The organism is Lactococcus protaetiae (assembly GCF_006965445.1).
Taxonomy (GTDB): domain Bacteria; phylum Bacillota; class Bacilli; order Lactobacillales; family Streptococcaceae; genus Lactococcus; species Lactococcus protaetiae.
Window position 1 is genome coordinate 1,431,215 of record NZ_CP041356.1, and the last position, 24,231, is coordinate 1,455,445.

The 24,231-nt window shown below is 39.2% G+C and carries 19 protein-coding genes and 3 pseudogenes; 21 read left to right on the plus strand and 1 reads right to left on the minus strand.

What is annotated here, in order from left to right; genetic code table 11:
- Nucleotides 1–9: 9 nt before the first annotated feature.
- The 17 genes and pseudogenes from trmD to FLP15_RS07040 all read left to right on the plus strand — a co-directional run bounded on the left by trmD (nt 10) and on the right by FLP15_RS07040 (nt 18,664).
- Nucleotides 10–753: a tRNA (guanosine(37)-N1)-methyltransferase TrmD gene (gene trmD / locus FLP15_RS06960; protein WP_142766513.1), complete on the plus strand. Its 744-nt coding sequence runs from the start codon at nt 10–12 to the stop codon at nt 751–753.
- Between the two features lie 466 nt (nt 754–1,219).
- Nucleotides 1,220–1,612 carry a DUF1149 family protein gene (locus FLP15_RS06965; RefSeq protein WP_142766514.1) on the plus strand — a complete coding sequence of 131 codons (393 nt, stop codon included), beginning with the start codon at nt 1,220–1,222 and terminating at the stop codon, nt 1,610–1,612.
- A gap of 20 nt (nt 1,613–1,632) precedes the next feature.
- A complete protein-coding gene (locus FLP15_RS06970; RefSeq protein WP_142766515.1) occupies nt 1,633–2,478 on the plus strand; it encodes a DegV family protein in 846 nt (281 codons plus the stop codon).
- A 365-nt stretch (nt 2,479–2,843) separates the two neighbouring features.
- Nucleotides 2,844–3,620: a 4-hydroxy-tetrahydrodipicolinate reductase gene (gene dapB / locus FLP15_RS06975; RefSeq protein ID WP_142766516.1), complete on the plus strand. Its 777-nt coding sequence runs from the start codon at nt 2,844–2,846 to the stop codon at nt 3,618–3,620.
- 33 nt (nt 3,621–3,653) lie between these two features.
- Entirely contained in the window at nt 3,654–4,184 is a 531-nt protein-coding gene (locus tag FLP15_RS06980) for a GNAT family N-acetyltransferase (RefSeq protein WP_142766517.1), read from the plus strand.
- Between the two features lie 368 nt (nt 4,185–4,552).
- Complete coding sequence (locus FLP15_RS06985; protein ID WP_142766518.1) at nt 4,553–5,764, plus strand: CCA tRNA nucleotidyltransferase; 1,212 nt, start codon at nt 4,553–4,555, stop codon at nt 5,762–5,764.
- 42 nt (nt 5,765–5,806) lie between these two features.
- On the plus strand, nt 5,807–6,043 hold the full coding sequence (locus FLP15_RS06990; RefSeq protein ID WP_142766519.1) for a hypothetical protein: 237 nt from the start codon (nt 5,807–5,809) through the stop codon (nt 6,041–6,043).
- An 80-nt stretch (nt 6,044–6,123) separates the two neighbouring features.
- Nucleotides 6,124–7,548: a C69 family dipeptidase gene (locus tag FLP15_RS06995; protein WP_142766520.1), complete on the plus strand. Its 1,425-nt coding sequence runs from the start codon at nt 6,124–6,126 to the stop codon at nt 7,546–7,548.
- Between the two features lie 118 nt (nt 7,549–7,666).
- Nucleotides 7,667–8,860 (plus strand): hypothetical protein, encoded by a 1,194-nt coding sequence (locus FLP15_RS07000; RefSeq protein ID WP_142766521.1) that lies wholly within the window; start codon nt 7,667–7,669, stop codon nt 8,858–8,860.
- A gap of 320 nt (nt 8,861–9,180) precedes the next feature.
- The gene (locus FLP15_RS07005; protein ID WP_142766522.1) at nt 9,181–10,953 is read left to right on the plus strand and encodes a hypothetical protein; all 1,773 of its coding nucleotides are present in this window, start codon (nt 9,181–9,183) and stop codon (nt 10,951–10,953) included.
- A 14-nt stretch (nt 10,954–10,967) separates the two neighbouring features.
- Nucleotides 10,968–11,027 (plus strand): annotated as a pseudogene (locus FLP15_RS13845) (hypothetical protein); the annotation flags it as partial.
- Nucleotides 11,028–11,257: 230 nt separating this feature from the next.
- The gene (locus tag FLP15_RS07015) at nt 11,258–11,776 is read left to right on the plus strand and encodes a hypothetical protein (RefSeq protein WP_142766523.1); all 519 of its coding nucleotides are present in this window, start codon (nt 11,258–11,260) and stop codon (nt 11,774–11,776) included.
- 105 nt (nt 11,777–11,881) lie between these two features.
- Nucleotides 11,882–12,963: pseudogene (locus FLP15_RS07020) on the plus strand (iron-containing alcohol dehydrogenase family protein).
- Nucleotides 12,964–13,477: 514 nt separating this feature from the next.
- Entirely contained in the window at nt 13,478–14,080 is a 603-nt protein-coding gene (locus FLP15_RS07025; RefSeq protein WP_142766524.1) for a hypothetical protein, read from the plus strand.
- Nucleotides 14,081–14,677: 597 nt separating this feature from the next.
- Nucleotides 14,678–16,145, plus strand: a pseudogene (locus tag FLP15_RS07030) (MFS transporter).
- Nucleotides 16,146–16,523: 378 nt separating this feature from the next.
- A complete protein-coding gene (locus FLP15_RS07035) occupies nt 16,524–18,485 on the plus strand; it encodes an ABC-F family ATP-binding cassette domain-containing protein (protein ID WP_142766525.1) in 1,962 nt (653 codons plus the stop codon).
- Nucleotides 18,482–18,664, plus strand: coding sequence for a hypothetical protein (locus FLP15_RS07040; RefSeq protein WP_142766526.1), 183 nt, complete (start codon nt 18,482–18,484; stop codon nt 18,662–18,664). Before FLP15_RS07035 ends, FLP15_RS07040 begins: the two co-directional genes overlap by 4 nt.
- A 36-nt stretch (nt 18,665–18,700) precedes the next feature.
- Here the strand turns inward: FLP15_RS07040 and msrA are convergent, their stop codons facing one another.
- Entirely contained in the window at nt 18,701–19,249 is a 549-nt protein-coding gene (gene msrA / locus FLP15_RS07045) for a peptide-methionine (S)-S-oxide reductase MsrA (protein ID WP_142766527.1), read from the minus strand.
- A 71-nt stretch (nt 19,250–19,320) separates the two neighbouring features.
- Between msrA and FLP15_RS07050 the strand changes: the two genes are divergently transcribed.
- From FLP15_RS07050 to FLP15_RS07065, 4 genes are all read left to right on the plus strand, one after another.
- Nucleotides 19,321–19,590 (plus strand): bacteriocin immunity family protein, encoded by a 270-nt coding sequence (locus FLP15_RS07050; RefSeq protein WP_142766528.1) that lies wholly within the window; start codon nt 19,321–19,323, stop codon nt 19,588–19,590.
- A 195-nt stretch (nt 19,591–19,785) separates the two neighbouring features.
- Nucleotides 19,786–20,625, plus strand: coding sequence for a thymidylate synthase (locus tag FLP15_RS07055; protein ID WP_142766529.1), 840 nt, complete (start codon nt 19,786–19,788; stop codon nt 20,623–20,625).
- A gap of 285 nt (nt 20,626–20,910) precedes the next feature.
- Nucleotides 20,911–22,761: a sialate O-acetylesterase gene (locus FLP15_RS07060; protein WP_142766530.1), complete on the plus strand. Its 1,851-nt coding sequence runs from the start codon at nt 20,911–20,913 to the stop codon at nt 22,759–22,761.
- 23 nt (nt 22,762–22,784) lie between these two features.
- A complete protein-coding gene (locus tag FLP15_RS07065) occupies nt 22,785–24,119 on the plus strand; it encodes an ABC transporter substrate-binding protein (protein WP_142766531.1) in 1,335 nt (444 codons plus the stop codon).
- Nucleotides 24,120–24,231 lie beyond the last annotated feature (112 nt).

Genomic DNA, 24,231 nt, shown 5'->3' on the forward strand with positions numbered 1-24,231 from the left:
GGGAATAAAATGAGAATTGATATTTTAAGCATTTTTCCAGAAATGTTTATACCACTGAATCAGTCTATCGTAGGAAAAGCGCAAGAAAAAAATATTGTGGACTTTCATACGCACGATTTTCGTGAAAATGCAGCAAATAAGCAAAGACACGTTGATGACATGCCTTATGGTGGCGGTCAAGGAATGTTGCTCATGCCACAGCCGATTTTTGATACAATTGAGCAAATTCCAGTTTCTCAAGAAAAAGTGCCGCGCGTGATTTTGATGGATCCTGCAGGCAAACGCTTTAATCAAAAAATGGCTGAGGAGCTAGCTCAAGAAGAGCAACTTATTTTCATTTGTGGGCATTATGAAGGCTATGATGAACGGATTAAGACATTAGTAACAGATGAGGTTTCACTAGGAGATTTTGTGTTAACAGGTGGAGAAGTAGCTGCTACGGTGATGATTGATGCAATCGTTCGTTTAATTCCTGGTGTTCTTGGGAAACAAGCAAGTCATGAGGATGATTCTTTTTCAAGTGGTTTATTAGAGTATCCACAGTATACAAGACCAGAAGAGTTCAGAGGAATGAAAGTACCATCGGTGTTGATGAGCGGTCATCATGAAAATATTCGAAAGTGGCGTTTAACTGAAAGTTTGAAAAAAACATTAGAACGTCGTCCAGATTTGCTTGAACACTATGAAGCGAATGAAGAAGAAACGAAAATTTTGAAATCTTTACGCGAAAATGGTAAAGATGTGGTAAAATAAGAGAGTACTGAAAATTTTTATTAATGCGATTTCATAGGTTAAATTTGCTTTAGATTTGACTGTGAAATCGAAAAATTTTACCGTGAATTTTGGTAGAAATGATTTGATTTTGATGTTAGGGCACAACCTCTAGGTGTAACAACTAAGCGACCTGTACGCAGCTAAAGCTGCAACAATCTGCTTAACATCAAAGATATGAGGTTACCCTGTCTCTGAAGTCTATCTCGCTTTGCTCCGCTGTCGATTTCGCTAAGTTGCTAAAGCAACAAGCTCAAATCGCAATCGCTAAAGCGCTAAGACTCTGGGGCAGTAGAACGAAAGCAAAGTCTAGTGCTGCTTATCCGTGGGGAGTTGCCACTCCGACTAGGTGCTTTAGCACCGTAGCGAGGATGGACAGCGTAGTCCAAAGGGCGAAGATAGCACGCACTTGCTTGGTTAAAATGGAAAAAATGGAGTGACTTTAAAAATGACTTTAACTATTGACCGCGAACAAGAGTTCGTTAATCAATTTCATTATGATGCGCGTAACTATGAATGGGAAAAAGAAAATGGAACGCCTGAAACAAATTTGAATGTTCAATTTCAATTGGTTCCTGTTGAACAGCTTGAAAAAGCAAATGAGGGCGACACCGCAATTCATGCTGTGTTGACTTATCTGATTGCATTAGATAATATTGTTCTTTCTGGATTTGTTAGTCAGCTCAACTATGTAAGAAATCGTGTGATTGCTGAACAGGAAGAACTTGAACAAGAGGAGCTGGGGCAACTTGCAGCGCCTTTGTTTGATTTGCTTAAACGTTTGGTCTATGAGACAACGGAAGTCGCCTTGGATCAACCAGGGATTAATTTGGAGTTCTAATTAAGAATTATTATATTTTTATGAAATTAGCTGTTATTACTGACTCCTCAGCGGACTATGCTGAGAAATATAAAACTTACGAGAATCTTTTTGTTTTAGATATCCCTATATCAATTGATGGGGTAGATTATGACTTGAGGAAGATTTCTCATGAAGAATGGTTTGACTTGATGGAAAAAGCACAGGATGTGCCAAAAACGGCGCAACCTAGTGTGGCTGAACTTGAAGTTCTTTTGAAAAATTTGGAAAAGCAGGGCTATACTCATGTTTTAGGTCTTTTCTTGCCCGCGGCCATCTCTGGTTTTTATCAAAATGCTTTCTATTTACAAAATGAATTTGAACAAATGGAAGTGAAGTTTCCAGAAACATTTATTACTTCTAGTCCTTTGGGATATATGGTGGAAACTGTTCTTGATTTGTATGAATCAGGGGCTTTATTTGACGAAATCATATCAAAATTTGAGAAACAGCGTGATGGAGACCGAGCTTACATGCTCGTAGATGATTTGAACTGGTTGGCTAAAGGCGGACGTTTGTCCAATGGAGCCGCTGTTTTAGGGACTTTGTTGAATATCAAACCTGTGTTGACTTTTAGTCAAGAGGGTAAAGTTGAGGTTTTTGAGAAGGTTCGTACAGTAAAAAAATCAATGAATCGAATCAAAGAGCTATTGCTACAAGAGGCGGAAAGTCGCTCTGCTTACAAGGTGTATGTTATTCATGCTCGTGCCGAGGAGAGAGCACAAGAACTATACGATTATGCGCTAGAGCAAGGTTATGATGATGTTGAGATTGTAACTTTTGGTCCTGTGATTGCGACACATTTGGGACTTAATACTGTGGCTTACGCTATTTCACCGAAAAAATGAAGTCAAGACTTATTCAGTGGGGAGTTTCAACTCCCCACTGAATTTAGTCGGACGAAATTCAAAGTTAGTGCTGCTTCATCCCCTACCTAAGAGGTAGGGGTGTTAGCACGTACTTACTTCGATAAAAGCACGTCTTTGCGTGCTTTTCTGTAAATGTGAATGTTCAGAAAAATCAAAATTGTGCTAGTTCATCTAAGCGACCTGTGCGGAACAGTCTGCTTAACATCAAAAATATGAGGTTACACTGTAGTGAAGCGGAGATAGTACTGCTAAGTTAAAACAACTATTGGATGGACTGCTATGCGGACGATGGTTTTCTTGGAACGAAAACTTTAATGATATTTTAATGATATGAGGAGAAAGAAATGAGTAAAATTAAAGTAATTATTGCGGGATTTAAAGGACGTATGGGTTCTACTGCTGTAAATATGGTATTGGAACAGGCAGATTTTGAATTGGTAGCTTTGCTTGATCCTTTTACAACGGAGGCAGAGGCCTTTGGTGCACCAGTTTTTAATGTAAAAGAGGAACTGAAAGACTTGTCGGCAGATGTTTGGATTGACTTCACTCAGCCATCTGTTGCTTTTGAAAATACAAAATTTGCAATTGAACATGGATTTCGACCAGCCATTGGTACAACAGGCTTTACAGAAGAACAGATTGCAGAATTAATTGAGATTTCACGTCTAAAAAATTTAGGTGGGTTGATTGCGCCTAACTTTGCATTGGGTGCTGTGTTGCTCATGCAATTTTCGAAATCTGCTGCAAAATATTTTCCAGATGTAGAGATTATTGAGCTTCATCATGATAAGAAAATGGATGCACCGTCAGGAACAGCTGTGAAAACTGCAGAATTGATTTCTGAAAATCGGAAGAGTCACAAGCAAGGAGCAGCAGATGAGCTGGAAACTTTAGCGGGCGCGCGTGGTGCAGATGTTGATGGAATGAGGATTCATTCGGTGCGTTTGCCAGGGCTTGTCGCACATCAGGAAGTGATTTTTGGTTCGCTAGGTGAAGGCTTAACTTTGCGACATGACAGCTATGATCGTGTGAGCTTTATGACAGGGGTTGCATTGGCTGTGCGTGAAGTGATGAAAGTCAATGAGTTGAAGTATGGTTTGGAGCATTTCTTGGATTTATGATGTTCTTGAACGAATAGAAAATTGAGAAGTTTTATGGAAAATTTAGAAATCAGGCAACTAGAGCCAAGAGATTTAGAGGCTTTTCTACGCTATACTGCTGACTGGAAAACAGATACAAGCCCCTTCAAGATTGATGAGACAAGTATTTATAATGAAATTTCTAGGGAAAATTTTTTGGAGTGGCAGGAGAAAATTCGTCGTGAAGAATTTGCTGTTGAAAACCCTGATTGGTCAACTTGTACGAAGTATTTTGCTTTTGTTGATGGCGAAATTGCAGGAGTTTGCTCTTGTCGTTGGCAGATTGAAAAGGGAATTTTGCTAGAATGGGGCGGACATATCGGCTATGGTGTAGCACCGAGCTTTCGTGGCGCACATTTAGCTAGTCAAATGGTAACTTTTGTACTTGAAAAATATCGGGAGCGAGGGATTTTGTCTGTGATGATTTCTGCTGATGAAGATAATATTGCAAGCCGTAAGACCATTGAACAGTGTGGGGGTGTACTTGAAAATATTGTTGATATTGATGGAGATGAAGTTTGTCGCTATTGGATTGATTTGAGATAAATATGTGTTTGTCAGTACTGACAGAATGTACTGATACTGTTTAATTTCTAAATATTCCATTTAGAAATTAAAGTTTGCGTGAAACGCAAACTGCTCCTTGTTCGAGCGCAAGCGCAAGGCAATATCTTTGCAGTTGCCATTTGGCGTTGCTGCTTTAGCAGCTTACAGCCAATGGACAGCGTAGCCAACTAATAATTTTACTGCGTAAAATTAAAGATGAACTAGTATAACATGAAAAAGTTTACTGACAACAGTTCTGTCAGTAAACTTTTTTGATATTTAGAGCATTGTGTTGAGATTATCGGACAATCTTTAGAGCGAGTGGAAAGAACGTGGCGAATTTCACGTTTTTTTGATAAAATGAAAGAATGAAATTAGAAAAAATGCCGTCAGAGTTTGTTCGAGCGCTGCCGGTTTTGCAAAAAATACAAGCGCATGGTTTTGAGGCTTATTTTGTAGGTGGAAGTGTGCGTGATGTGCTTTTGGGGCGTGATATTCATGATGTTGATATTGCGACGAGCGCTTATCCTGAAGAAGTCAAGATGATTTTTCCACATACGATTGATATCGGAATTGAGCATGGCACGGTATTGGTGCTTGCAGGTAAGGACTTACGTGATGAAACAGAACATTATGAAATTACAACTTTCAGGACGGAGAGTAAATATACGGATTTTAGGCGACCTGATTCTGTGGACTTTGTGCGTGATTTGCGTGAGGATTTAAAGCGGCGTGATTTTACGATTAATGCATTTGCTTGTAATGCTGATGGTGAAATCATTGATTTGTTTGACGGCTTGTGTGATTTGCATGAGCGCCGTTTACGTGCAGTGGGTAGTGCGTTTGAGCGTTTCAATGAAGATGCTCTACGAATCATGCGCGCCATGCGCTTTGCGGCGACACTTGAGTTTGAGATCGAACCCGAAACTTTTACCGCAATGAAAAATCATGCATCATTACTGACAAAAATTTCGGTGGAACGAATTTTTATCGAATTGGATAAGTTGTTGAATGCTGAGGGATGGCGCAATGGGCTGTTACTGCTTGCACAGTCTGATGCTTGGAAATATTTACCTGAATTTGAGTTGTCAGCACTGACAAAACTGACAAAAGAGCTGTCAGTAGATTTTAGTTTTAAATGTTCAGAACAAGCATGGGCAGCGCTTTTGGTTAGATTTGATAGCATTGATGTTAAGAAATTTTTGCGCCAATGGAAAGTTTCTAATGAATTTATCACAGCTGTCAGCAGTCTGACAGAGGCTTATAAGTTGTCAGCATGGGATTTACCGAGCCTCTATCGCTTTGGCTTAGAAAAGTGTCAAATGATTGATGACTTGAAAACAGGAGAAGGCAAAAATGTTGATTTTTCTGAAGCAATCAAAATTAACAATGCTTTACAGATTCACGATAAATCGGAAATTGTAGTGACAGGTAGCACTTTGATGAAAGAATGTAATCTAGAAGCTGGACCGCTACTTGGCAAAATCTTGAAAACAATTGAAGAAAAGATTGTCAAAAATGAGTTAAAAAATGATAAAGCCAGCATTATGAACTTTGTTGCAGAAAACTTTGCTCATTAATATTATTGCTAGTCCCGCTTCGGAATAGTCGAGGAGAATAAAATGAATGTTCATCAAAACGGCAGTCCGCTGTTACTCATTCCATTATTGATTATTGTGTTCATTGTTAACTTCATTGCGGCACGTTTTATGCACTATGAATGTCCGCAGTGTCAAGTGCATTTTCAGACTTCAGTAGCAGATGATATGTTCAAGCCACATTATTTTGGCGAAAGAGAAGAAACTTGTCCACACTGTGGCTATACAGGGTTGATGCGCAGACATTCAGGTAAAAATTAATCTTGAGTCTGCTCATTAGCTTCATTGCGTGAATAAATGACATGACTAAAAAATTCAAATTAGAATGATAGGAGTTTATAATGAAATTTCAAGACAGAAAAAAAGGTTCATGTACGACAGTCTTAGTCGGGAAAAAGGCGTCACTTGACGGCTCAACACTCATTGCCCGCAACGATGATGGGCACGAAGCACTTGACCCACAACGCTTTGTCGTTGTTCATCCTGACGACCAGCCACGCCACTACAAAGCAGTTCTTTCAGGGCTTGAACTTGATTTACCTGAAAATCCATTGCGTTATACTTCTACACCGAACGCTGTCCTCAAAGACGGCATTTGGCCAGCAGCAGGCATTAACAGCGCCAATGTTGCCATGTCTGCGACCGAAACGATTACGACCAATCCACGCATTCTTGGGCTTGACCCTTATGTTGAAAATGGGATGGGCGAGGAGGACTTGGTTACGTTAGTCTTGCCTTATATCACTTCAGCACGCGCAGGTGTAGAGCGTCTCGGCGAGTTGCTCACGACTTACGGCACTTATGAGCCAAACGGCATTGCTTTTGCTGATCATGATGAAGTGTGGTGGCTCGAAACGATTGGCGGACATCACTGGGCAGCAGTGCGTATCCCTGATGACAGCTATGTTGTCGCACCAAACCGTATGAATATTGACGAGTTCAAGTTTGACAATGACGACTATCTTTGCTCATCAGACTTGAAAGCCTTGATTGATGAAAATCATCTGAATCCTGATGACTTTGGCGGTTACACGACACACTACAATCTGCGCCATATTTTTGGTTCAAGCTCGATTAAAGACAGCGTTTATAACAATCCGCGGACTTGGTATGGGCAAAATTTTTTAGGTGAAAAGTCTGATGACCCACAAAATCATGACCTCCCTTTCATTTGCGAAGCAACTCGAAAAATCTCTGTTGAAGATGTGAAATTCGTCCTGAGCAGTCATTTTGAAAACACACCTTACGATGTTTATAGCACGACAAATACAGCAGCCGAGCGCAAACTTTTCCGTCCGATTGGCATTAACCGAAACCACAGTGTGCATATCCTTCAAGTCAGAAATCATGTCCCTGCTGAACTTGCAGGCATTCAGTGGCTGGCTTTTGGTGCAAATACCTTCAACCATGTCGTGCCTTTCTACACGAATATTGACGATACACCTGCTTGCTACCGTGACGCCAAAGCCGAATACGACCCAACCAATATGTACTGGCTCTCTGCGACAACGGCGGTGCTTGGCGATAGCAACTATGACCTTTTTGTTGATTTGCGTGATACTTATGCGCTTGACACGATGGCAAAATTCCACGAAATCCAAAACGAAACTGACCGCAAGCTCCCAGAAATCAACATCACAGCCTATCTCACAAAAGCGAACGAACAACTTGCCAAAGTCGCCCTTGAAGCTCAAACCGAACTTCTCGGACGCATGGTGGTTTTAGGCTCTGCTAACATGAAATTGCGATTTGATTTTAATGATTAAATGATAAAATAATGAGAAAAAAAACATAGATGATATGCTGTGAAACGCATATCATTTTTTTTTTTTAGATTTTTATTATAATTATATTAGAAAATGATTATAAATAAAAAGGAGATCTATGAGCCAATCAATGAATAAAAAGTCAGTCCTTTCGATGATTTTGTTAAGCACACTCATACTTTCACAAGCTGCACCAGTTTTCGCAACTGTGCAAGAAGAAATCACTGAGCCAAACACGGAGCTTGTCACTGAAACACCAACAGTTGAAACTGAAAGTAATGCAGAAGCACCTCCAACAGAGGAAAACTCTGAACTAGAAGATAACTCTGAAATGCTTCAAAAAATTGCAGAAGCAAATTTAACGCAAGTCACAGAAGAAACATTTGCAATCACACCATCAGAAGACACAATCTTCGATGGTGGCAATGGCACAGTTGAAAATCCTTATCTTATTTCTACAGCGGAGCAACTTGATAGAATACGTGATGATTTGGGAGCTCATTACGAATTGACGGCAGACATTGATTTGTCTGCTTATTCAAATTGGACACCTATTGGAGGCACTATTGAAGATCCCTATAAGGAATTTATGGGTTCGCTAAATGGAAATAACCATTCAATCAGTAATTTATTAATCAGTAATGCGTTATATACAGGACTGTTCAGAATGACTGGTTCTACTGCGGATATTCGAAATATATCTTTAAATGCGGTAGATATATCAGGCATGACCTGGGTCGGTGGAATAGCAGGAAGAAATTCTGGGACTATCAATAATGTTATAATTACTGGAAATATTAGTGGTAGCAATGTCATCGGAGGAGTAACAGGTTCTAATAGTGGCGGAACCATCTCTCACAGTCGTGTTGATGTTAACATTGCTGCTAATTATAGCCCCTCTAACGCTGGCGGGATAGCTGGACAAAATTCTTCCTCAGCTTCTATCATTTCATCTTATTCTTTAGGGAAAGTAACTGGCTTAGGCACAGTTGGAGGACTTATCGGAAGCAACAATGGAAATGTTGAGAATTGCTATTCATTGACCGATGTAGAAGGAATTACAAATGTTGGAGGACTTATCGGTTATAGTGCTGGAAAAGTGAGTTCAAACTATGCTGCTGGAGATGTGACAAGAGTAGGATCAAACGATACTGGAAGATTCGGCGGTTTGATTGGCTCTACTAGTTTTTCAGCTATTATGAATAATGTAGCAGTAGGAAAAACGATTAATGCCCAAAGTGTTCCTTATGTTAATGCTGTTCTCGGTTTAATTGAGGGGCACCTGATATTAGAAATAATCATCGTTATGTAGGGCTTGCCATAAACGGAACTTCTATAGGTTCCGAAATTAGTAATCAAAATCATGGTTCAGCCTTAACAGCTCAACAACTTCGAGACAAGCAAACTTTTGTCAATCTTGGCTGGGATTTTGAAAATGTTTGGACTTGGGATAGTGAACGAAATATTCCAATCTTAGGATTTGGCGATGAGCAGGATACTTTTCCTATTGCGCCTGTCAATCATGGGAATACGATTGACAAAACTTATGCAGGGGATACTAAACTCACTTTTGACATTGATGACCTCTTTACTTTTAGTGATGATTTTAGTTCTGCAGATTTCACTTATGAGTTGGTTACAAAAGACGCTGAGGCTAATTTAAGTCAAAACGGTAATGAATTGACTTTAACTTTTGAAGATGTCAAACGTATCGGAACTTATCAGATTCGAGCTGTGCCCAATGGCGGAGAAAGTCGTCTGCTCCAAAGTGCAGATATTGCTACGATTAACATTGCTCCTGCTGAGCTGACGCTAACTGAAAACATTAACTTGACAAGAGCCTATAATGGAGCAAATACTTTTACCTTATCCGCTGCTGATGTGAACAGTCTATATACTGGAGAAATTTTTGAAGAAGATAGCGCAAGTATAGCTGGTATGACTGGGAGCACAGCAGATACTTCCGCCAATGTAGGAATGAGTACACTTGTTCTTGATAATGGGGGGCAACTTGTTGGAGAGCATGGGGTGAATTATCGTTTCGTTATGGCGGACAATGTGAGTATCAATACCGAAATCAAACCCGCAACGCAAGACATTATGGTATCTGATTTTGATGTAAAGACGACAGCGACTACGCTCACGGTGTCAAATGTTGAAACGAGTAGTCCACTCGGTGATTTTGTTCTTGAGTATGGCGTTACAGATGATTCTTCTGGTTATGGGACACACTGGCAAAGCAGTCCAGTATTTACTGGTTTAAAAACAGATACTAAATATTATATCCATGTTCGTGTCGCCAAAAGTCAAAATCACTCTGTTGGAGCTTTCTTGGCGAAAATTATCAATACGACAAAAGGTGTAACAGCCGAAGATACAAAACTAGTCTATACTGGACGCACACAAGAATTAGCTGATTTGTTTGAATTTGCGGACGGTTTGTCTATTGATGATTATGACTTACGACTGCTTGATGGCAAGGGAGAGATTGAGGGTTCTATATTAAACTTTGAAAAGGTAGGAACTTTTGAGATTGGCGCTTTTGCCAAGCACAACGATGAAAGAGCTGAGGCGGTGCTTGAACTCATGATTAGCCCTCGGTCTGTCCGTTTTGGCGGAGAGATTACATTGACAAAAACGTTTGATGGGTCAAGCTTCTTTGGCATACTTCCCACTGCTGCTGGAAACTTTACTAGTACCGTGACCAATGCTGATCGTTTTTTAAATGCTGAGAATTTAGAGTCTGGAATTATCGAAAGGGATGAACTGTTGATGTCCAATGACTTTACGCACTTTTCTGGAGAACACATGGCAGGGAGCAATGCTGGCATGAGTATACTTGAACACAAACAACCTATCATAGATTTTCTGTTGTATGGTGCGCAAGCAGCGAATTATGAGTTGAGTGAGAAACCTGTGATTAACACAGTGATTACACAGGCAACGCGTGATAACCAGTTTGAACTCAACTTGGGAGTAGAAAGTTTCAGTCACAATCATGTCAGTCTTAGCTATACGTTGACTCATCTGGAGTTGGCGGAGCGCTTGATGACACCAATGAACTTTACGAGTCTGACTCGTGCGGAAGTTGATGATACACCAAGGGTAGAGTATGCTTATAGTGCAACAAACTCAATAACTGGTGTAACTTGGCAGACTAGCCCAACATTTACTGGTTTGCAACCAAACACAACCTATCATTTCTTTGCTCGTGTTGCTGAAACGAATAACTTTCATGCAACAGCACATGAAGTTTTATCCCTCCGCACTAATGCTTTAGGGAATGTAACAGTCCCAGAAGAGATAGAGGACGGCAATGGTGGGGGAGTAATGAACAGAACTTTACCACAGGTGCTGAAAATGTTGAGGGATCTAAAAACTTACCAAGTACAGGCGAGGTACTAGATCCACTCTTTGGTCTTTTGGGTACAGGTGTGCTTGTAGGACTTTTAACTTGGCTCAGACAAAGGAAAAATTGAAGTGATTACTTCATTGGTGGGAATTCTTTCTCCCCACCAATGTTAGGGCACAACCTCACATCAAAGATATGAGGTCACCCTGTCCCTGAAGTCTAAGCGCTAAGACCCCTAGGGTAGTAGAACGAAAGCAGCACTTGCTAAGTTGAAAGCTTGGATTTCCAAGCTTTTTTGCATCTCATTTGCTAAAAAAGTTAAAAGTGATAAAATGAAGTCAGGGAAAGAAGGTGGGTATGAATTCAAGAAAGCTAAGAAAAGTTAAAAAACATCGAGGGCGAAAGATTGTTGTTACGCTCTTGTCCATCATCGTGGTGTTGGCATTGATTGCTTTTGGCACTATCATGCTAGAGCGTCATATGATTGCAAGCAAGACGGAGGCGATAATCTCAAAAATCGTGCCGAATACGTCAAGTTTAGACGAGGCAGCAGGAAAGATTGCCTCTGCGAGCCCTAGTGGCATTGCCAATAAACTGAATGAAAATGCGGATGCCATCGTGAGTCAGTCGCAAGGTCTGATTGATTCTGCTAAGGCTACGAGTACTAACTCAGGGGTGACCTATACTATTCAATCTTCAAAGCTTAATGCTGCTGCGGTAAACACACTGCTCACAACAAATGGAGACCAAGCGCAGACGATTGCAGATAAGGTATTAGATGCGATGAGTCAGTCAGGCGTTGAGCATCCCAAGCTTAAACTCCAATTGACAAATGCCAGTGGAGAAACAGTGAAAACTCTAACTTATGATAAATAGTCAACAGATAATCTGTTGATTTTTTCTTGCAAAATTTACCAATAAAGAGTAGAATGTTTTATAAAATTAAAATATTTTCAGAATATTATAAAAGGGAGTTTTGCTATGAATTTAATTGAAGAAGTACGTCCTGGGGCGAATCGTTATGTTTCTGGAGTTGGAGTATTGAAAGATTTGCCTGAGTATCTGAGGGATTTTGAGAAGATTGCGGTAATTACTGGAGAGCAGTCTTATCAGGTGTTTTCAGACTTTTATCAGGGAGAATTTACTTTTCCTGTTTTTCGTTATGATGGCACGGCTTCCACGGCAAATGGAAGAGCACTTGCGAGTGAAATTGGTAAGGCAGATGTGATTTTGGCCATTGGTGGTGGTCGTGTGATTGATACGGCAAAAGTTGTGGCGCGTGAGCTTGGCTGTGATCTAGTGGTGGTGCCGACTTTGATTTCAAATTGTGCGCCTTATACACCTGTTGCAGCGCTGTACCATAGCAATCATACATTTGATAAAGTTGATTATTTTGCACGTGGGCATATTTAACACTGGTTGACTGGGAATTTTTACTTGCGACACCACGAGAATATTTGGTAGCAGGGATCGGCGATACTGTCGCTAAATGGTATGAAATGGAAGGAATTGTGCGTCATGTGGCGTCTGAAGATTTGACGGCTTCTGTACGGCTTGGTTTTGCAAGTGCTAAGACAGTTTTCAAGATTTTGTTTGAGGATTCGGCGGAAGCTTTGCAAGCTTTAGAAAATCAAAAAGTTACACCTGCTTTTGGTCGGATTGCAGATACGATTATTGAGCTTTCTGGAACTGTAGGTGGTTTTGCGGGTTCTTATGGTCGGATGTCGGGGGCGCACGCTTTGCATAATGGCTTGTCACTTTTACCTGAAACACATCCGATTTTGCATGGCTCGAAGGTGGCTTATGGTGTTTTGGTGCAGCTCGCATATACAGGAGATTTGGCTGAGGTTGAAAAATTATTACCCTTCTATGTAGCGAGTGACTTGCCTACACGTCTGGCGGAGTTGAATATTACAGGCTTTGACCGTCAGAAACTTTTAAGTGTGGCAGAGTTTGCTGCAAGCAGCAAAGAGTCCTATGTGCTGATTGATCCAGAAGTGACGGGTGAGAAAGTGCTGGATGCGATTGAGAAGTTGGAGCAGTTTGTTGCTAAAATTGTCTAGAATCTGTATTAATTTATCGAAAAAGTGGAATTATTGTGCTAAATGATGAAGTCAAGACTTATTCAGTGGGAGTTTCGTAAAACATTTGTCCATTTTCTTTAGTCGCTATCTTCGCTGCGCTGCGCTGTCCACACCACGGGTATCCATGCTCGCTACGTGGCTACGTGCTTCGCACACCGTTCTACGAACGGTCTACGCAACTTTGTTGTTTGCTTAGGGCTAAAGCCCCAAGAGCAAAAGGCAAAGCCACAAGTCGAGTCGCAAAGCACTAACGCCTTAGGGCAGTCGGACGAAATTCAAAGCAGTACTTGCTTTGATAAAATAAGTATAAATTTGGATTTAAAACAACAGTCTGTTGAAAAATTTGATATAATATTCGTAGATAAGTGATTCTGGTTCATTTTAGTATTGTTTTGCATTGTGGACAATTAGCGGAATTTCTAATTCTAAATTTTATAGCCTCAAAAGCAGTATCAGGAATAAGAGGTTAAACAATATTAGAAGGAATAAAGAGATGGATATCAAAGATAAGTTTTTAAGTCAGGCAAATGGTTTTGAGATGATTTTTAATGACGTTTTTAGTAGTAAAAATCAGGTGGGGGATGAAGATTCAGAAATTGCGCTTTTATTGTTTAATCAGGTGGACTCGGCTGAGAAGTCAGATGTGACTGCTAATATTGATAACATGGAAAAAGTTTATAATGTCATCCAACTTCAAACGGAGATGATGACAGAGTATATTCGCGCGACAGTAGGTTCAATCATGAGTTGGATAGCGAGCGAGGATGCAGCGGAAGATGAGATTATTCCGATGTTTATGTTTGTCCATGAGAAGATGATTAAACTTCATGACCAGCTTGATTTTTTCTATTCAAGTTTTGAAGAAGAAGACCTTAAAAAAGGTTTTAGTATTACTAGACGTAGTGTGGCGGCGATGAAATTCACTAAAAATACAGAAAAAGATCAAGTGATTGCTTTTGTTCGTAGCTTGAAATCACGGGTTCTGGGTTATCTGACCACAGTAAATAATATGCATGATTGGTTACACGGTATGCTTGATACACTTGATTCAGAGTTGAACAAGAATGGCGAAATTGAATCAGTACATCACCATTGAAGTGATTACTCCATTGGTGGGTGATTCTTTCTCCTCCACCAATGTTAGGGCACAACCTCTAGGTGTAACAACTAAGCGACCTGTATGCAAACAGTCTGCTTAACATCAAAGATATGTGGTCACACCTCCGTTTCACTTCGTTATCCATTCGCTCTATCTTCACTTTGCTCCGCTGTCGATTTCACTAAGCCACTAAAGTGGAAAGTTCAAATCGCAACTCGCTACGTGCTTCGCACGCCGTTCTACGAACGGTCTACGCAACTTCGACTAGGGCACGTTCGTGCCGTAGCGAGAATCGACAGCGCAGTAAAACGGAGATAGAGCGAATGAACAGCGTAGCTAAGTGTAGATAGCACGCACTTGCTAAGTTAAAATGTCGCTTTAGCGGCTTTTTTTAGACATGGGGGAGATGATGAGTTTTCTCAGAAGAGGAAATATGTTAGAATGGAACTATTGTTCAAAAATGAGGAAGAAAGCAAATCCTCCTAGCTTTCTTGTGATGAAGGATGGTTTATTTTGGGAAAGGAGCAGGGGACATAATGCCTTTTTAGCAAGGGAGTAGAACAGTCGGATTTGTAGCATTTTAAAGGAGAAAACATGAAATTTAATGGACGCTTAGGAATTCTTACGGCCATTTTTATTGCGACATTTATGACCTCTGTTGAGGTGACAATTGTGACAACTGCAATGCCAACGATTATTTCAGAATTGCATGGGCTTGAGTTACAGAGTTGGGTGTTTGCGATTTATTTGCTTACGACTGCTATTACGACACCGATTTATGGGAAATTATCCGATACGATTGGGCGTAAAAGAATCTTTATGTTTGGACTCTTTTTCTTTTTAGTTGGTTCAGGGCTTTGTGGATTTGCCCCAAATATGCTGACGTTGATTATGTTTCGCGCGGTTCAAGGATAGGTGCTGGGCAGTTATGCCGTTGACTTTCACGATTATTGCGGACTTATTTACTTTTGAAGAACGGGCAAGTATCATGGCATTGAACAATACGGCTTGGGCGATTTCAGCGCTTGCTGGTCCGCTGCTTGGGGGATGGATTGTTGATACGCTGGGGTGGCACTGGGTCTTCTTTATTAATGTTCCGCTTGGTCTGATTACGATTTTACTTGCTGCTTTTGGTTATAAAGATTTACATGAGAGAAAAGATAAGGTGTTAATGGATTGGATGGGGATTTTATCTCTTTCTGCGCTATTGATTTCTTTGTTAATGGTTTTTCAAGGTTTAGCTGGAGCAGTTATTAATTGGACTTTTGAAGCTATCTTTGCGGTTATATTTGTGATGGCTTTGGTGATTTTTATTCGAGCAGAGAAGAAAGCAGCGGATCCTATTTTGAATTTTGAAATGTTCAAAACGAGGACTTTTACGATTCAAATTTTGCTGGCGACACTTTTGTCAGGGTGTCTGATTGGGTTTAATATTTATTTTCCGATTTGGCTTCAAGCCATTTATCGTGTGCCAGCTTTTGTCGCTGGTCTTGCTTTGACACCAAGCTCAGTCCTTTGGATGATTGCCTCGTTTTTTGTTGGGTTTTTAATGCGACGATTTATGGTGCGTCCTTTGTTTGCGGTGCTTATTGGTATATTGCTTATCAGCTATATTCCACTTGTTTTTGCTGGAGCAAAATTTCCAATGTTTGCTTTCTATGTGATTTCAGGTGTGACTGGTGCGGTGATGGGAATTATTTTGACGGCAACAACTTTGCTTGCTCAAAAACTTGTTCCAAAGGAAATGGTAGGGCAGGCGAGTTCAATGGTTGTTCTTGGTCGAACGCTTGGTCAAGCAATGATGACAGGAATTTTTGGATTGGCATTTTCACTTGGAATTAATATAGGCCTCAAGAAATTTCCAGAGGTGAGTTATAAGTTAGTCAACGAGTTTGTCAGTACGACAACTTCAAATGCTGTGCCTAGTGGACTGCACGCCTCGCTTGAAAAAATTGTCCTTGGAGCAATCCACCATGTTTTTTGGATTACAATTGTTTTATGTGCATTGAGCTTTGTCATCAATCTTTTTGATAAAAAAGTCGTTAGTAGCGACAAAATATGATAGTTACACTTTAAAAGTTGTAAGGGTTTTATACCCCAATCGACCGCACAATCCTTTTGCAAGAGATTAATCATAATGTGGTCCATGCTGATGAAGTCATCAGCTCAATGACAAACTCTCTGTCAGTACTGACAGAGAGTTTTTAGGGTAATCAGCAGGAAAAGTGTAATATATGGTATAATTTACCTTAGTATTGCAAGTGTTTCATCTCATATTTATCAAAACAAGTGCGTGCTAATACTCCGACCTCTTAGGTCGGAGATAAAGCAGCACTAAGCTTTGAATTTCGTCCGACTAAATTGCTCTGTTATAATTTAACAAATGCTTTGAAAAAGAGAGATGGAGCGACAACTTTATTGACAGAAATTAGGATAAATAATGGCAGATTTTATTGCGCAAAATTTGACAAAGTCGGTTGGTGACAAGACGGTTTTTGATAAGGTTAATTTTATCATTCACGACCTTGACAGGATTGGACTTTTGGGAATAAATGGAACAGGAAAAACGACACTTCTCAATGTGATTTCAGGAAGTAGTGGATTTGATGGCGATGTATCGCCTTTTGAACATCCACAAAATTATAAGATTACTTATTTGACGCAGGAACCAGATTTTGACGATGATGCAACGATTTTGGATGCAGTTCTGGATGACCAATTGCCACAGATGCGCGTGATTAAGGCTTATGAACAGGCTTTGAATGATTTGTCAGTACTGACAGAAAGCCAAGAAGCGCTGTCAAAACTGACAAAAGTTCAAGCAGAGATGGATGCATTAAATAGCTGGCGGGTTGAAGCTGATGTAAAAATGGTCCTTTCGAAGCTCAATTTGCCTGAGCCGACAAGTCGGATTGGAACGCTTTCAGGAGGTCAGAAACGTCGAGTACAGTTGGCACAGGCGTTAGTCAATGCGTCTGATTTGTTGCTTTTGGATGAGCCGACGAACCATTTAGATGTTGAGACGATTGCTTGGTTGCAAAATTATTTAAAAAATGCGAAGCGTACTGTGCTGTTTGTGACGCATGACCGCTACTTTTTGGATAATGTCGCAACTCGCATCTTTGAGCTAGAAAATGGTGGTCTTCGTGAATATCAGGGAAATTATCAAGATTATCTTGCCAAAAAAGCAGAAGATGAGGAACGAGAAGCGGCTGCCAGCCATAAGGCAAAGCAACTTTATAAGAGCGAGTTGATATGGATTCGCAAATCACCACAAGCAAGAAGTACGAAACAGCAAGCGCGAATTGACCGTTTTGAAGAACTAAAAACGGCTGTAAGTAGTGACAAAACGAATGATGACAGCCTGTCAGTAAATATTGCAAGTACCAGACTTGGAAAGAAAGTGTTGAGCTTTAAGGATGCGGGTTTTTCTTATCCTAATCGTACCATTTTTGAGCATTTCAATCTGCTAGTGCAACCTCAAGCTCGGATTGGGATTGTGGGGGATAATGGTGTTGGAAAATCAACACTGCTTAATCTGATTGCAGGAGAATTACCGCTGACTTCAGGACTTTTAGAAATTGGCGAAACAGTGAAAATTGGTTATTTCAGCCAAGAAATTCGTGGTTTGGATGAAAATAAAAGAATCATCAATTTCCTTGAAGAAGTCGCCTCAGCTGCACATAATACAAGTGGTGAGAATATTTCAATTGTGAATCTACTTGAACAGTTTTTATTTCCACGAAGCAGTCATGGAACATTGATTTCAAAACTTTCAGGTGGTGAGAAAAAACGACTTTATTTGCTTAAGATTTTACTCTTGCAACCGAACGTACTTTTGCTCGATGAACCAACGAATGACCTTGATATTGCAACCTTGACCGTACTTGAAAACTTCTTAGCTCATTTTTCTGGTAGTGTTTTGACTGTCTCACACGACCGCTATTTCCAAGACAAAGTTTCCAATGAATTGTTGGCTTTTGAAAATGGTGAAATCAACCATTATTTCGGTGCTTACAGCGATTATTTAGCTGTAATCTCGCCTAAAGGCTCGAATGTCGATGGAACTAAAGGCGCTAAAGCACCAAGTTCCAGTCGCAACTCTACTGAAAAAATTGCTGACAGCTCTGTCAAAACTGACAAAAAAGCTGTCAGTACTGACAGGAAGACAAACAGCGAAAAAACAAAACTAACCTACATGGAAAAGAAAGAATGGGAAAGCATTGAAGCTGAAATTGAGCAGTTGGAAGATCGAATCACAGCCATTGATATAGAAATGAATGAAAATGGTTCTAATACAACACTTTTACTTGATTTACAAAAAGAACGAGATATAAAGTCGAAAGAGTTAGAAACGAAATATGGCCGCTGGGAATACTTATCAGAAAGGGCAGAATCATGACAACAGCAGAACTTATTGAAAAATTATCCAAACTTCCTCAAGATGTCACAGTCAAAATCATCCAAGAAGACATGAGTGGTGAGCGTTTTTTTGATGTCAATACTGTTGAAAATCTTGCCAGAGTACGTGTGACAACAGCAGGAGTAGAAACAGTTGAAACAGTAATCATTGGAATTTAATGATGTCAAGAGCAGTAAAAATAAAAACACTAATTATTAGTGTTTTTTTCGTAAAAAATTAAATTTCCCTTTAAAGTGTTTCAAAGCAAGATAGCGTTCACGCGCTTTATGCATGGCTTGATAACGCTTAGGATCTTTCTTATAAAACTGTTGATGATAATCTTCAGCTGGCCAAAAAGTCTTAGCATCTTCAATCGGCACAACGATAGGTTTTTCCCAAATTCCAGACTCGGCTAGTAACTGTTTGCTCGTTTCTGCAATCTCACGTTGCACCTCATTTTCAACAAAAATCACGGGACGATAATTATCTCCACGATCATAAATCTGCCCTTGTTCATCTGTTGGGTCAATCAACGTCCAATAAAGTTCAACTAATTCTTTATAAGTAATCACTGCATTATCAAATAAAATTTCAACGGCTTCTGTATGCCCAGTATATTTTCCAGAAACTTGGTCATAAGTTGGGTCATCCACATGTCCACCTGTGTAGCCACTTGTCACAGACAAAATACCCGAACGTTGTTCAAAAGGCTCAACCATGCACCAAAAACAACCTCCAGTAAAAATTGCACGCTCTGTACTCATATTTGTACCTCCCAAAAGAGTTATAAGCTCATTATATCACGGAAAATGCCCGCTCGTGCTATAATGAGCTCATGGAAAAAAATGCAGAAAAGCAAGAGTTGCTCAATGAACTTTATAATCTCATCTTAGATAAACATATTCGTGATTGGGAGCGTAAGCAACTCATTGATATGAAAAATAATTTAGCAAATCAAGAACGATTTACGGATGAATTATCACGTTTAGAAATTGCCCTTCGCCCTCTAGCCTTACGGCATAATTTAACTCCAAAGATGACAGTTTTCTATGAAAAAATAACAAGTTCCAAACTTTTTGGGCGTGGTGTTGGTGGTATTTTTTAGCAGTCCTGAACAGATAAGATAATAAAAAATCATTTTATCAACCACTAAAGTGCTAAGAACCTAGAGCATGAGAAAAGACAAAATGGAACCTGCTCTACGAGCAGAACCACATTTTTCTATTTCTCTACGCTTCTTGACGGCGTTACTCACATCTTGTTATAATTAGAGAAGAAAAAGTAGGAAAAGGAAAAATTTATGACGTATGCAGACCAAATCTTCAAACAAAATATCGAAAATATCTTAGAAAACGGCGTTTTTTCAGAAAATGCACGTCCAAAATATAAAGATGGAAAAACTGCTAATAGTAAATATATTACAGGTTCTTTCGTGACTTACGATTTACAAAAAGGACAATTTCCTATCACTACGCTCCGTCGTATTCCTATAAAAACGGCGATTAAAGAATTAATGTGGATTTACCAAGACCAAACAAGTCGTCTTGATATTCTTGAAGATAAATATGGTGTCAAGTATTGGGGAGAATGGGAGATTGGTGATGGTACGATAGGGCAACGCTATGGTGCAACGGTCAAAAAACATGATATTATCACTAAGCTTCTCGCAGGTTTAGAAAAAAATCCTTGGAATCGAAGAAATATTATCAACCTTTGGCAATATGAAGACTTTGAAGAAACAGAAGGGCTGCTTCCTTGTGCTTTCCAGACCATGTTTGATGTTCGCCGCGAGGCCGATGGAGAGATTTACCTTGATGCAACACTCGTCCAACGCAGCAACGATATGCTCGTCGCCCACCATATCAATGCGATGCAATATGTTGCTTTGCAAATGATGATTGCCAAACATTTTTCATGGAAAGTTGGAAAGTTCTTCTATTTTGTCAATAATCTGCATATTTATGATAATCAATTTGAACAAGCGAGAGAACTCCTCAGCCGTACAGCTTCCGATAAAGAACCTTACCTCCTGTTGAATGTTCCAGATGGAACAAACTTTTTTGACATTAAGCCAGAAGATTTTGAACTGGTCAATTATGAACCTGTCAAACCTCAATTAAAATTTGATTTGGCGATTTGAATCTTCTTTAGAAAATAAAAAATTACTAGGGATGTGTTTTTAATATCATTTCTTACAAAAAATAAAAAGTTGTTGATTAATTAATCAACAACTTTTTATTTTACAAATTTAAGTCAGATATAAATGGATAGAATAAAAATGACAACGTTTACACTGAAAATTATACAAAAATTGTAGGAAAAATCATAAATGAAAACGTATACTTAAAAACAGATATATCAGTTCTACTCAAAGGGGTACCTCTTTCTCTTTTATCTACAAGAGAAATCTAGAAAGACTCATTTCATGAAAACATCATTATTTATTCCTTATCTCTTGCGAGATGGTGCAGTTTTACAAAGAAATGCCATTAATCATTTTTGGGGATATACTGCATCGAACAAATTTATTAGCTTAACTTATGAAAATTTCTTTGAAAAAGTTTCAGCAGATAAATATGGTTATTTTATCTTTGAGCTTCCTGCGCATGAGGCAAGTTCAAATCTTGATTTTACGATACAGATAGATCGTGAAAAGTGGGTAATTAGAGATATTTCTTTTGGAGATGTCTTTCTATTAAGTGGTCAGTCAAATATGCAACTTCCGATGGACCGCTTAAAGATGCTTTATCCAGATGAAGTTTCTAAAGCGAACAACCCCCATATTCATTTTTTTGAAGTGCCCGAATCTCCTGTTTTTAAAGAAAAAAGGAAAGAACTTGAATCAGGAGTCTGGTATAGAGCTATTGGAGAGGATTTAAAAAGACTATCTGGGATTGCCTATTTCTTTGCTAAGGAAAAATATAAAAAGGACGGGATTCCTATTGGTCTAATATTAGCTGCAGTTGGAGGAAGTCCGATTAATAGTTGGATGAGTGAATTGACGCTTAAAACATTAAATTCTCTACCAATATATTATTCTTCATTGAAAGATGAAACCTTTCTCAAATACCGTACAACTCTTGATGAAGAGTATCAAACTGGCTACCAGAAGATGTGTGAGCAAACAGATAGGGGCTTATTAGAAAATTGGAAAACGGTTACGTTTGATGATAGTGAGTGGGAAGAAGTTGAGCTTAATAAACAATGGTTACAAAAATATAGAACGCCAGGTTGTATCTGGTTACGCAAAAAAATCGTGTTACCTAAAACATTTGTAGGCAAAACTGCTCAACTCTACCTAGGAACAATGAAAGATGCAGATGAAGTTTTTGTCAATGGAAAGTTAGTTGGTAATACTGAATATCAGTATCCACCACGGATTTATGAACTGACAGAACTTTCATCAGTACTGACCATTGTTATCCGAGTAAAAATTTATCAATCTTTAGGTGGGATAACACTGACAAAAAACCACTGTTTACTGACAGAAACACAGTCATTAGATTTGGATAATTTTGGTCATTGGAAGATCAAGCGTGGGAATCATCTTCCAGAACGTGTTCCGCAATATTTTCCTCAATGGGAGGCAAGTGGACTTTTCAATGGGATGATTGCTCCGTTAAAGCATACGCGCTTTTCAGCAATTCTTTGGTATCAAGGTGAGAGTGATACGGTTTCAGCCAATAATTATGGTTTAAGATTTTGCAAATTAATACAAGAGTGGCGCAAGATTTTTTCAGATTCAGAACTCCCTTTTCTCTTTGTTCAACTTCCTAACTATGCTTTGGAGCCAGAAAATGATTGGGCAAGATTACGTGAAGAACAAAAGAAAGCTCTAGTATTAGATAAGACGGCTATGGTTGTATCAGTTGGAGATGGTGAGGATGATGACCTTCATCCTCTCAATAAGGAGGTCATTGCAAAACATCTTTTTCAATCCTATCAAAAGATAGAAAAATATCCTCATGGTTATTGTAATGGTCCTCTAGCTCTTCAAGCTTATCAGTATAAAGATCAAATCGTCATTGAATTTCAAACTTTTGGAAAGCATCTAAAAATCAATCACCAACTTGAACTCAAACTCATAGAAAATGAGAAAGTGTATCAGTTAACAAACATTGAACTAAGTGAAAATGAAGTCAGAATACGTCTTCCATCAACATTAGAGTTGACTCATACAAGTTTAATTAGATACAACTGGACTAACCATCCAAAACCATTCATTACAGATGAAGCAGGCAATGCAGCTTCGCCATTTGAACTAAAAATTAGCTAAAAAAATATTGGAGAATATACCTAATGAAATTTAACTTTAAACAAAATTGGAAAAAAGTCGCTCTCGGAGGGACAGCACTACTTGCGGTAGCTACACTTGCAGCATGTGGCAGTGGTGCCTCAGCAAGTAAAGCAAATGCAAAAGCAAATCTAAGCTTTTGGTGGTGGGGCTCAGCAGACCGTAACACTGCGACTCAAAAACAAATTGATAATTTTCAAAAAAGCAATCCTAATATCACTGTAAAAGGTCGCCCAACAGGATTTGGAAATTTAGATCAGGTCTTTGCTACTCAATACGCAGGTGGGACATCAGCTGATGTTTTAACTTTACTCTACAATTGGGTGCCAATGTACGGTCAAAATGGAGGATTTTATGATTTAAGTAAAATCAAAAGTCTTGATTTAAAAGATAATTATGATGCGAGTTTCTTGAAATTTGGTCAAGTCGATGGTAAACAAGTTGCAGTTCCCTATGGTCAAAATGTAATGGTAATGTGGGTTAACAAAACAGTTTATGAAAAATTTGGTGTAGATGTCTCAAAACTTCACACTTGGCAAGATTATATTAATGCTGCTAAAAAATTCCCTAAAGGTTATTACCCATTATGCTCTCCAACTTGGAATTTTATGCCGACAATCTATCTTCAACAACTTACAGGAAAAACAGAATTTGATGCTAAGGGTAATCTGAACTGGTCAGAAAATGACATTGAACAAGCTGTTTCTTGGTATTATAGTCTAGTTAAAGATGGTGTTATGGTTCCAGCAGATAACTATATTGCAAACGTTGGTTCAGACCCAGTTAGCTTAGCAAATAATAAAATGGAACTCAATGGTAATTACGCAGGTGGCGTAGGATGGAATGCAGGACTGCAAGCTGACCACGATGCGCTTGCTGCTAAGGGCGATGATATGGAGATTGTTCCATATCCAGTGATTGATAACGCAAAAGGAGCTAATATCCTCTCTAAACCATCACTTTTACTTGCAATTAAGAAAGATGAAAAGAATCCAGAGCAGGCTGGAAAATATTTGAATGATTTTCTCAATGGAAAGAAAGCGAATCAAATTTTGGGAACGACTCGTGGTGTCCCAGCATCAAAATCAGCAGTAAAAGCGCTCACGGATAATGGACAATTAACAGGTTTTGCAAAATCAGCATATGAAGCAGGCTTAAATGTCAAGACAATGAACGAAACACCTTTCTATGAAGATGGTACATTGACTCAAATCTGGACTCAACAAGCTCAGGCTGTAGAGTTAGGTAAACAAGATGTAAAAACTGCCGCTAAAAATATTTATACTCAAACAAAAGCTCAAGCAGCTAAATTAGCGGTGCAGTACAAACTTACTAAGTAAAAAAGACCAGAGAAAAGTCACTCCTAAGGCTTTTCTCTAGGATTTTTAAGCAATCCAATGAGAGTTGGATCGCTCAGTGCTATTGAAGTGATTATTTCAATAGTACTAAGCA

What these genes read in the sequence shown, in the direction of transcription:
- trmD (WP_142766513.1), top strand. Translation starts at nt 10, where the DNA reads ATGAGAATTGATATTTTAAGCATTTTTCCAGAAATGTTTATACCACTG.
- FLP15_RS06965 (WP_142766514.1), top strand. Translation starts at nt 1,220, where the DNA reads ATGACTTTAACTATTGACCGCGAACAAGAGTTCGTTAATCAATTTCAT.
- FLP15_RS06970 (WP_142766515.1), top strand. Translation starts at nt 1,633, where the DNA reads ATGAAATTAGCTGTTATTACTGACTCCTCAGCGGACTATGCTGAGAAA.
- dapB (WP_142766516.1), top strand. Translation starts at nt 2,844, where the DNA reads ATGAGTAAAATTAAAGTAATTATTGCGGGATTTAAAGGACGTATGGGT.
- FLP15_RS06980 (WP_142766517.1), top strand. Translation starts at nt 3,654, where the DNA reads ATGGAAAATTTAGAAATCAGGCAACTAGAGCCAAGAGATTTAGAGGCT.
- FLP15_RS06985 (WP_142766518.1), top strand. Translation starts at nt 4,553, where the DNA reads ATGAAATTAGAAAAAATGCCGTCAGAGTTTGTTCGAGCGCTGCCGGTT.
- FLP15_RS06990 (WP_142766519.1), top strand. Translation starts at nt 5,807, where the DNA reads ATGAATGTTCATCAAAACGGCAGTCCGCTGTTACTCATTCCATTATTG.
- FLP15_RS06995 (WP_142766520.1), top strand. Translation starts at nt 6,124, where the DNA reads ATGAAATTTCAAGACAGAAAAAAAGGTTCATGTACGACAGTCTTAGTC.
- FLP15_RS07000 (WP_142766521.1), top strand. Translation starts at nt 7,667, where the DNA reads ATGAGCCAATCAATGAATAAAAAGTCAGTCCTTTCGATGATTTTGTTA.
- FLP15_RS07015 (WP_142766523.1), top strand. Translation starts at nt 11,258, where the DNA reads ATGAATTCAAGAAAGCTAAGAAAAGTTAAAAAACATCGAGGGCGAAAG.
- FLP15_RS07025 (WP_142766524.1), top strand. Translation starts at nt 13,478, where the DNA reads ATGGATATCAAAGATAAGTTTTTAAGTCAGGCAAATGGTTTTGAGATG.
- FLP15_RS07035 (WP_142766525.1), top strand. Translation starts at nt 16,524, where the DNA reads ATGGCAGATTTTATTGCGCAAAATTTGACAAAGTCGGTTGGTGACAAG.
- FLP15_RS07040 (WP_142766526.1), top strand. Translation starts at nt 18,482, where the DNA reads ATGACAACAGCAGAACTTATTGAAAAATTATCCAAACTTCCTCAAGAT.
- msrA (WP_142766527.1), bottom strand. Translation starts at nt 19,249, where the DNA reads ATGAGTACAGAGCGTGCAATTTTTACTGGAGGTTGTTTTTGGTGCATG.
- FLP15_RS07050 (WP_142766528.1), top strand. Translation starts at nt 19,321, where the DNA reads ATGGAAAAAAATGCAGAAAAGCAAGAGTTGCTCAATGAACTTTATAAT.
- FLP15_RS07055 (WP_142766529.1), top strand. Translation starts at nt 19,786, where the DNA reads ATGACGTATGCAGACCAAATCTTCAAACAAAATATCGAAAATATCTTA.
- FLP15_RS07060 (WP_142766530.1), top strand. Translation starts at nt 20,911, where the DNA reads ATGAAAACATCATTATTTATTCCTTATCTCTTGCGAGATGGTGCAGTT.
- FLP15_RS07065 (WP_142766531.1), top strand. Translation starts at nt 22,785, where the DNA reads ATGAAATTTAACTTTAAACAAAATTGGAAAAAAGTCGCTCTCGGAGGG.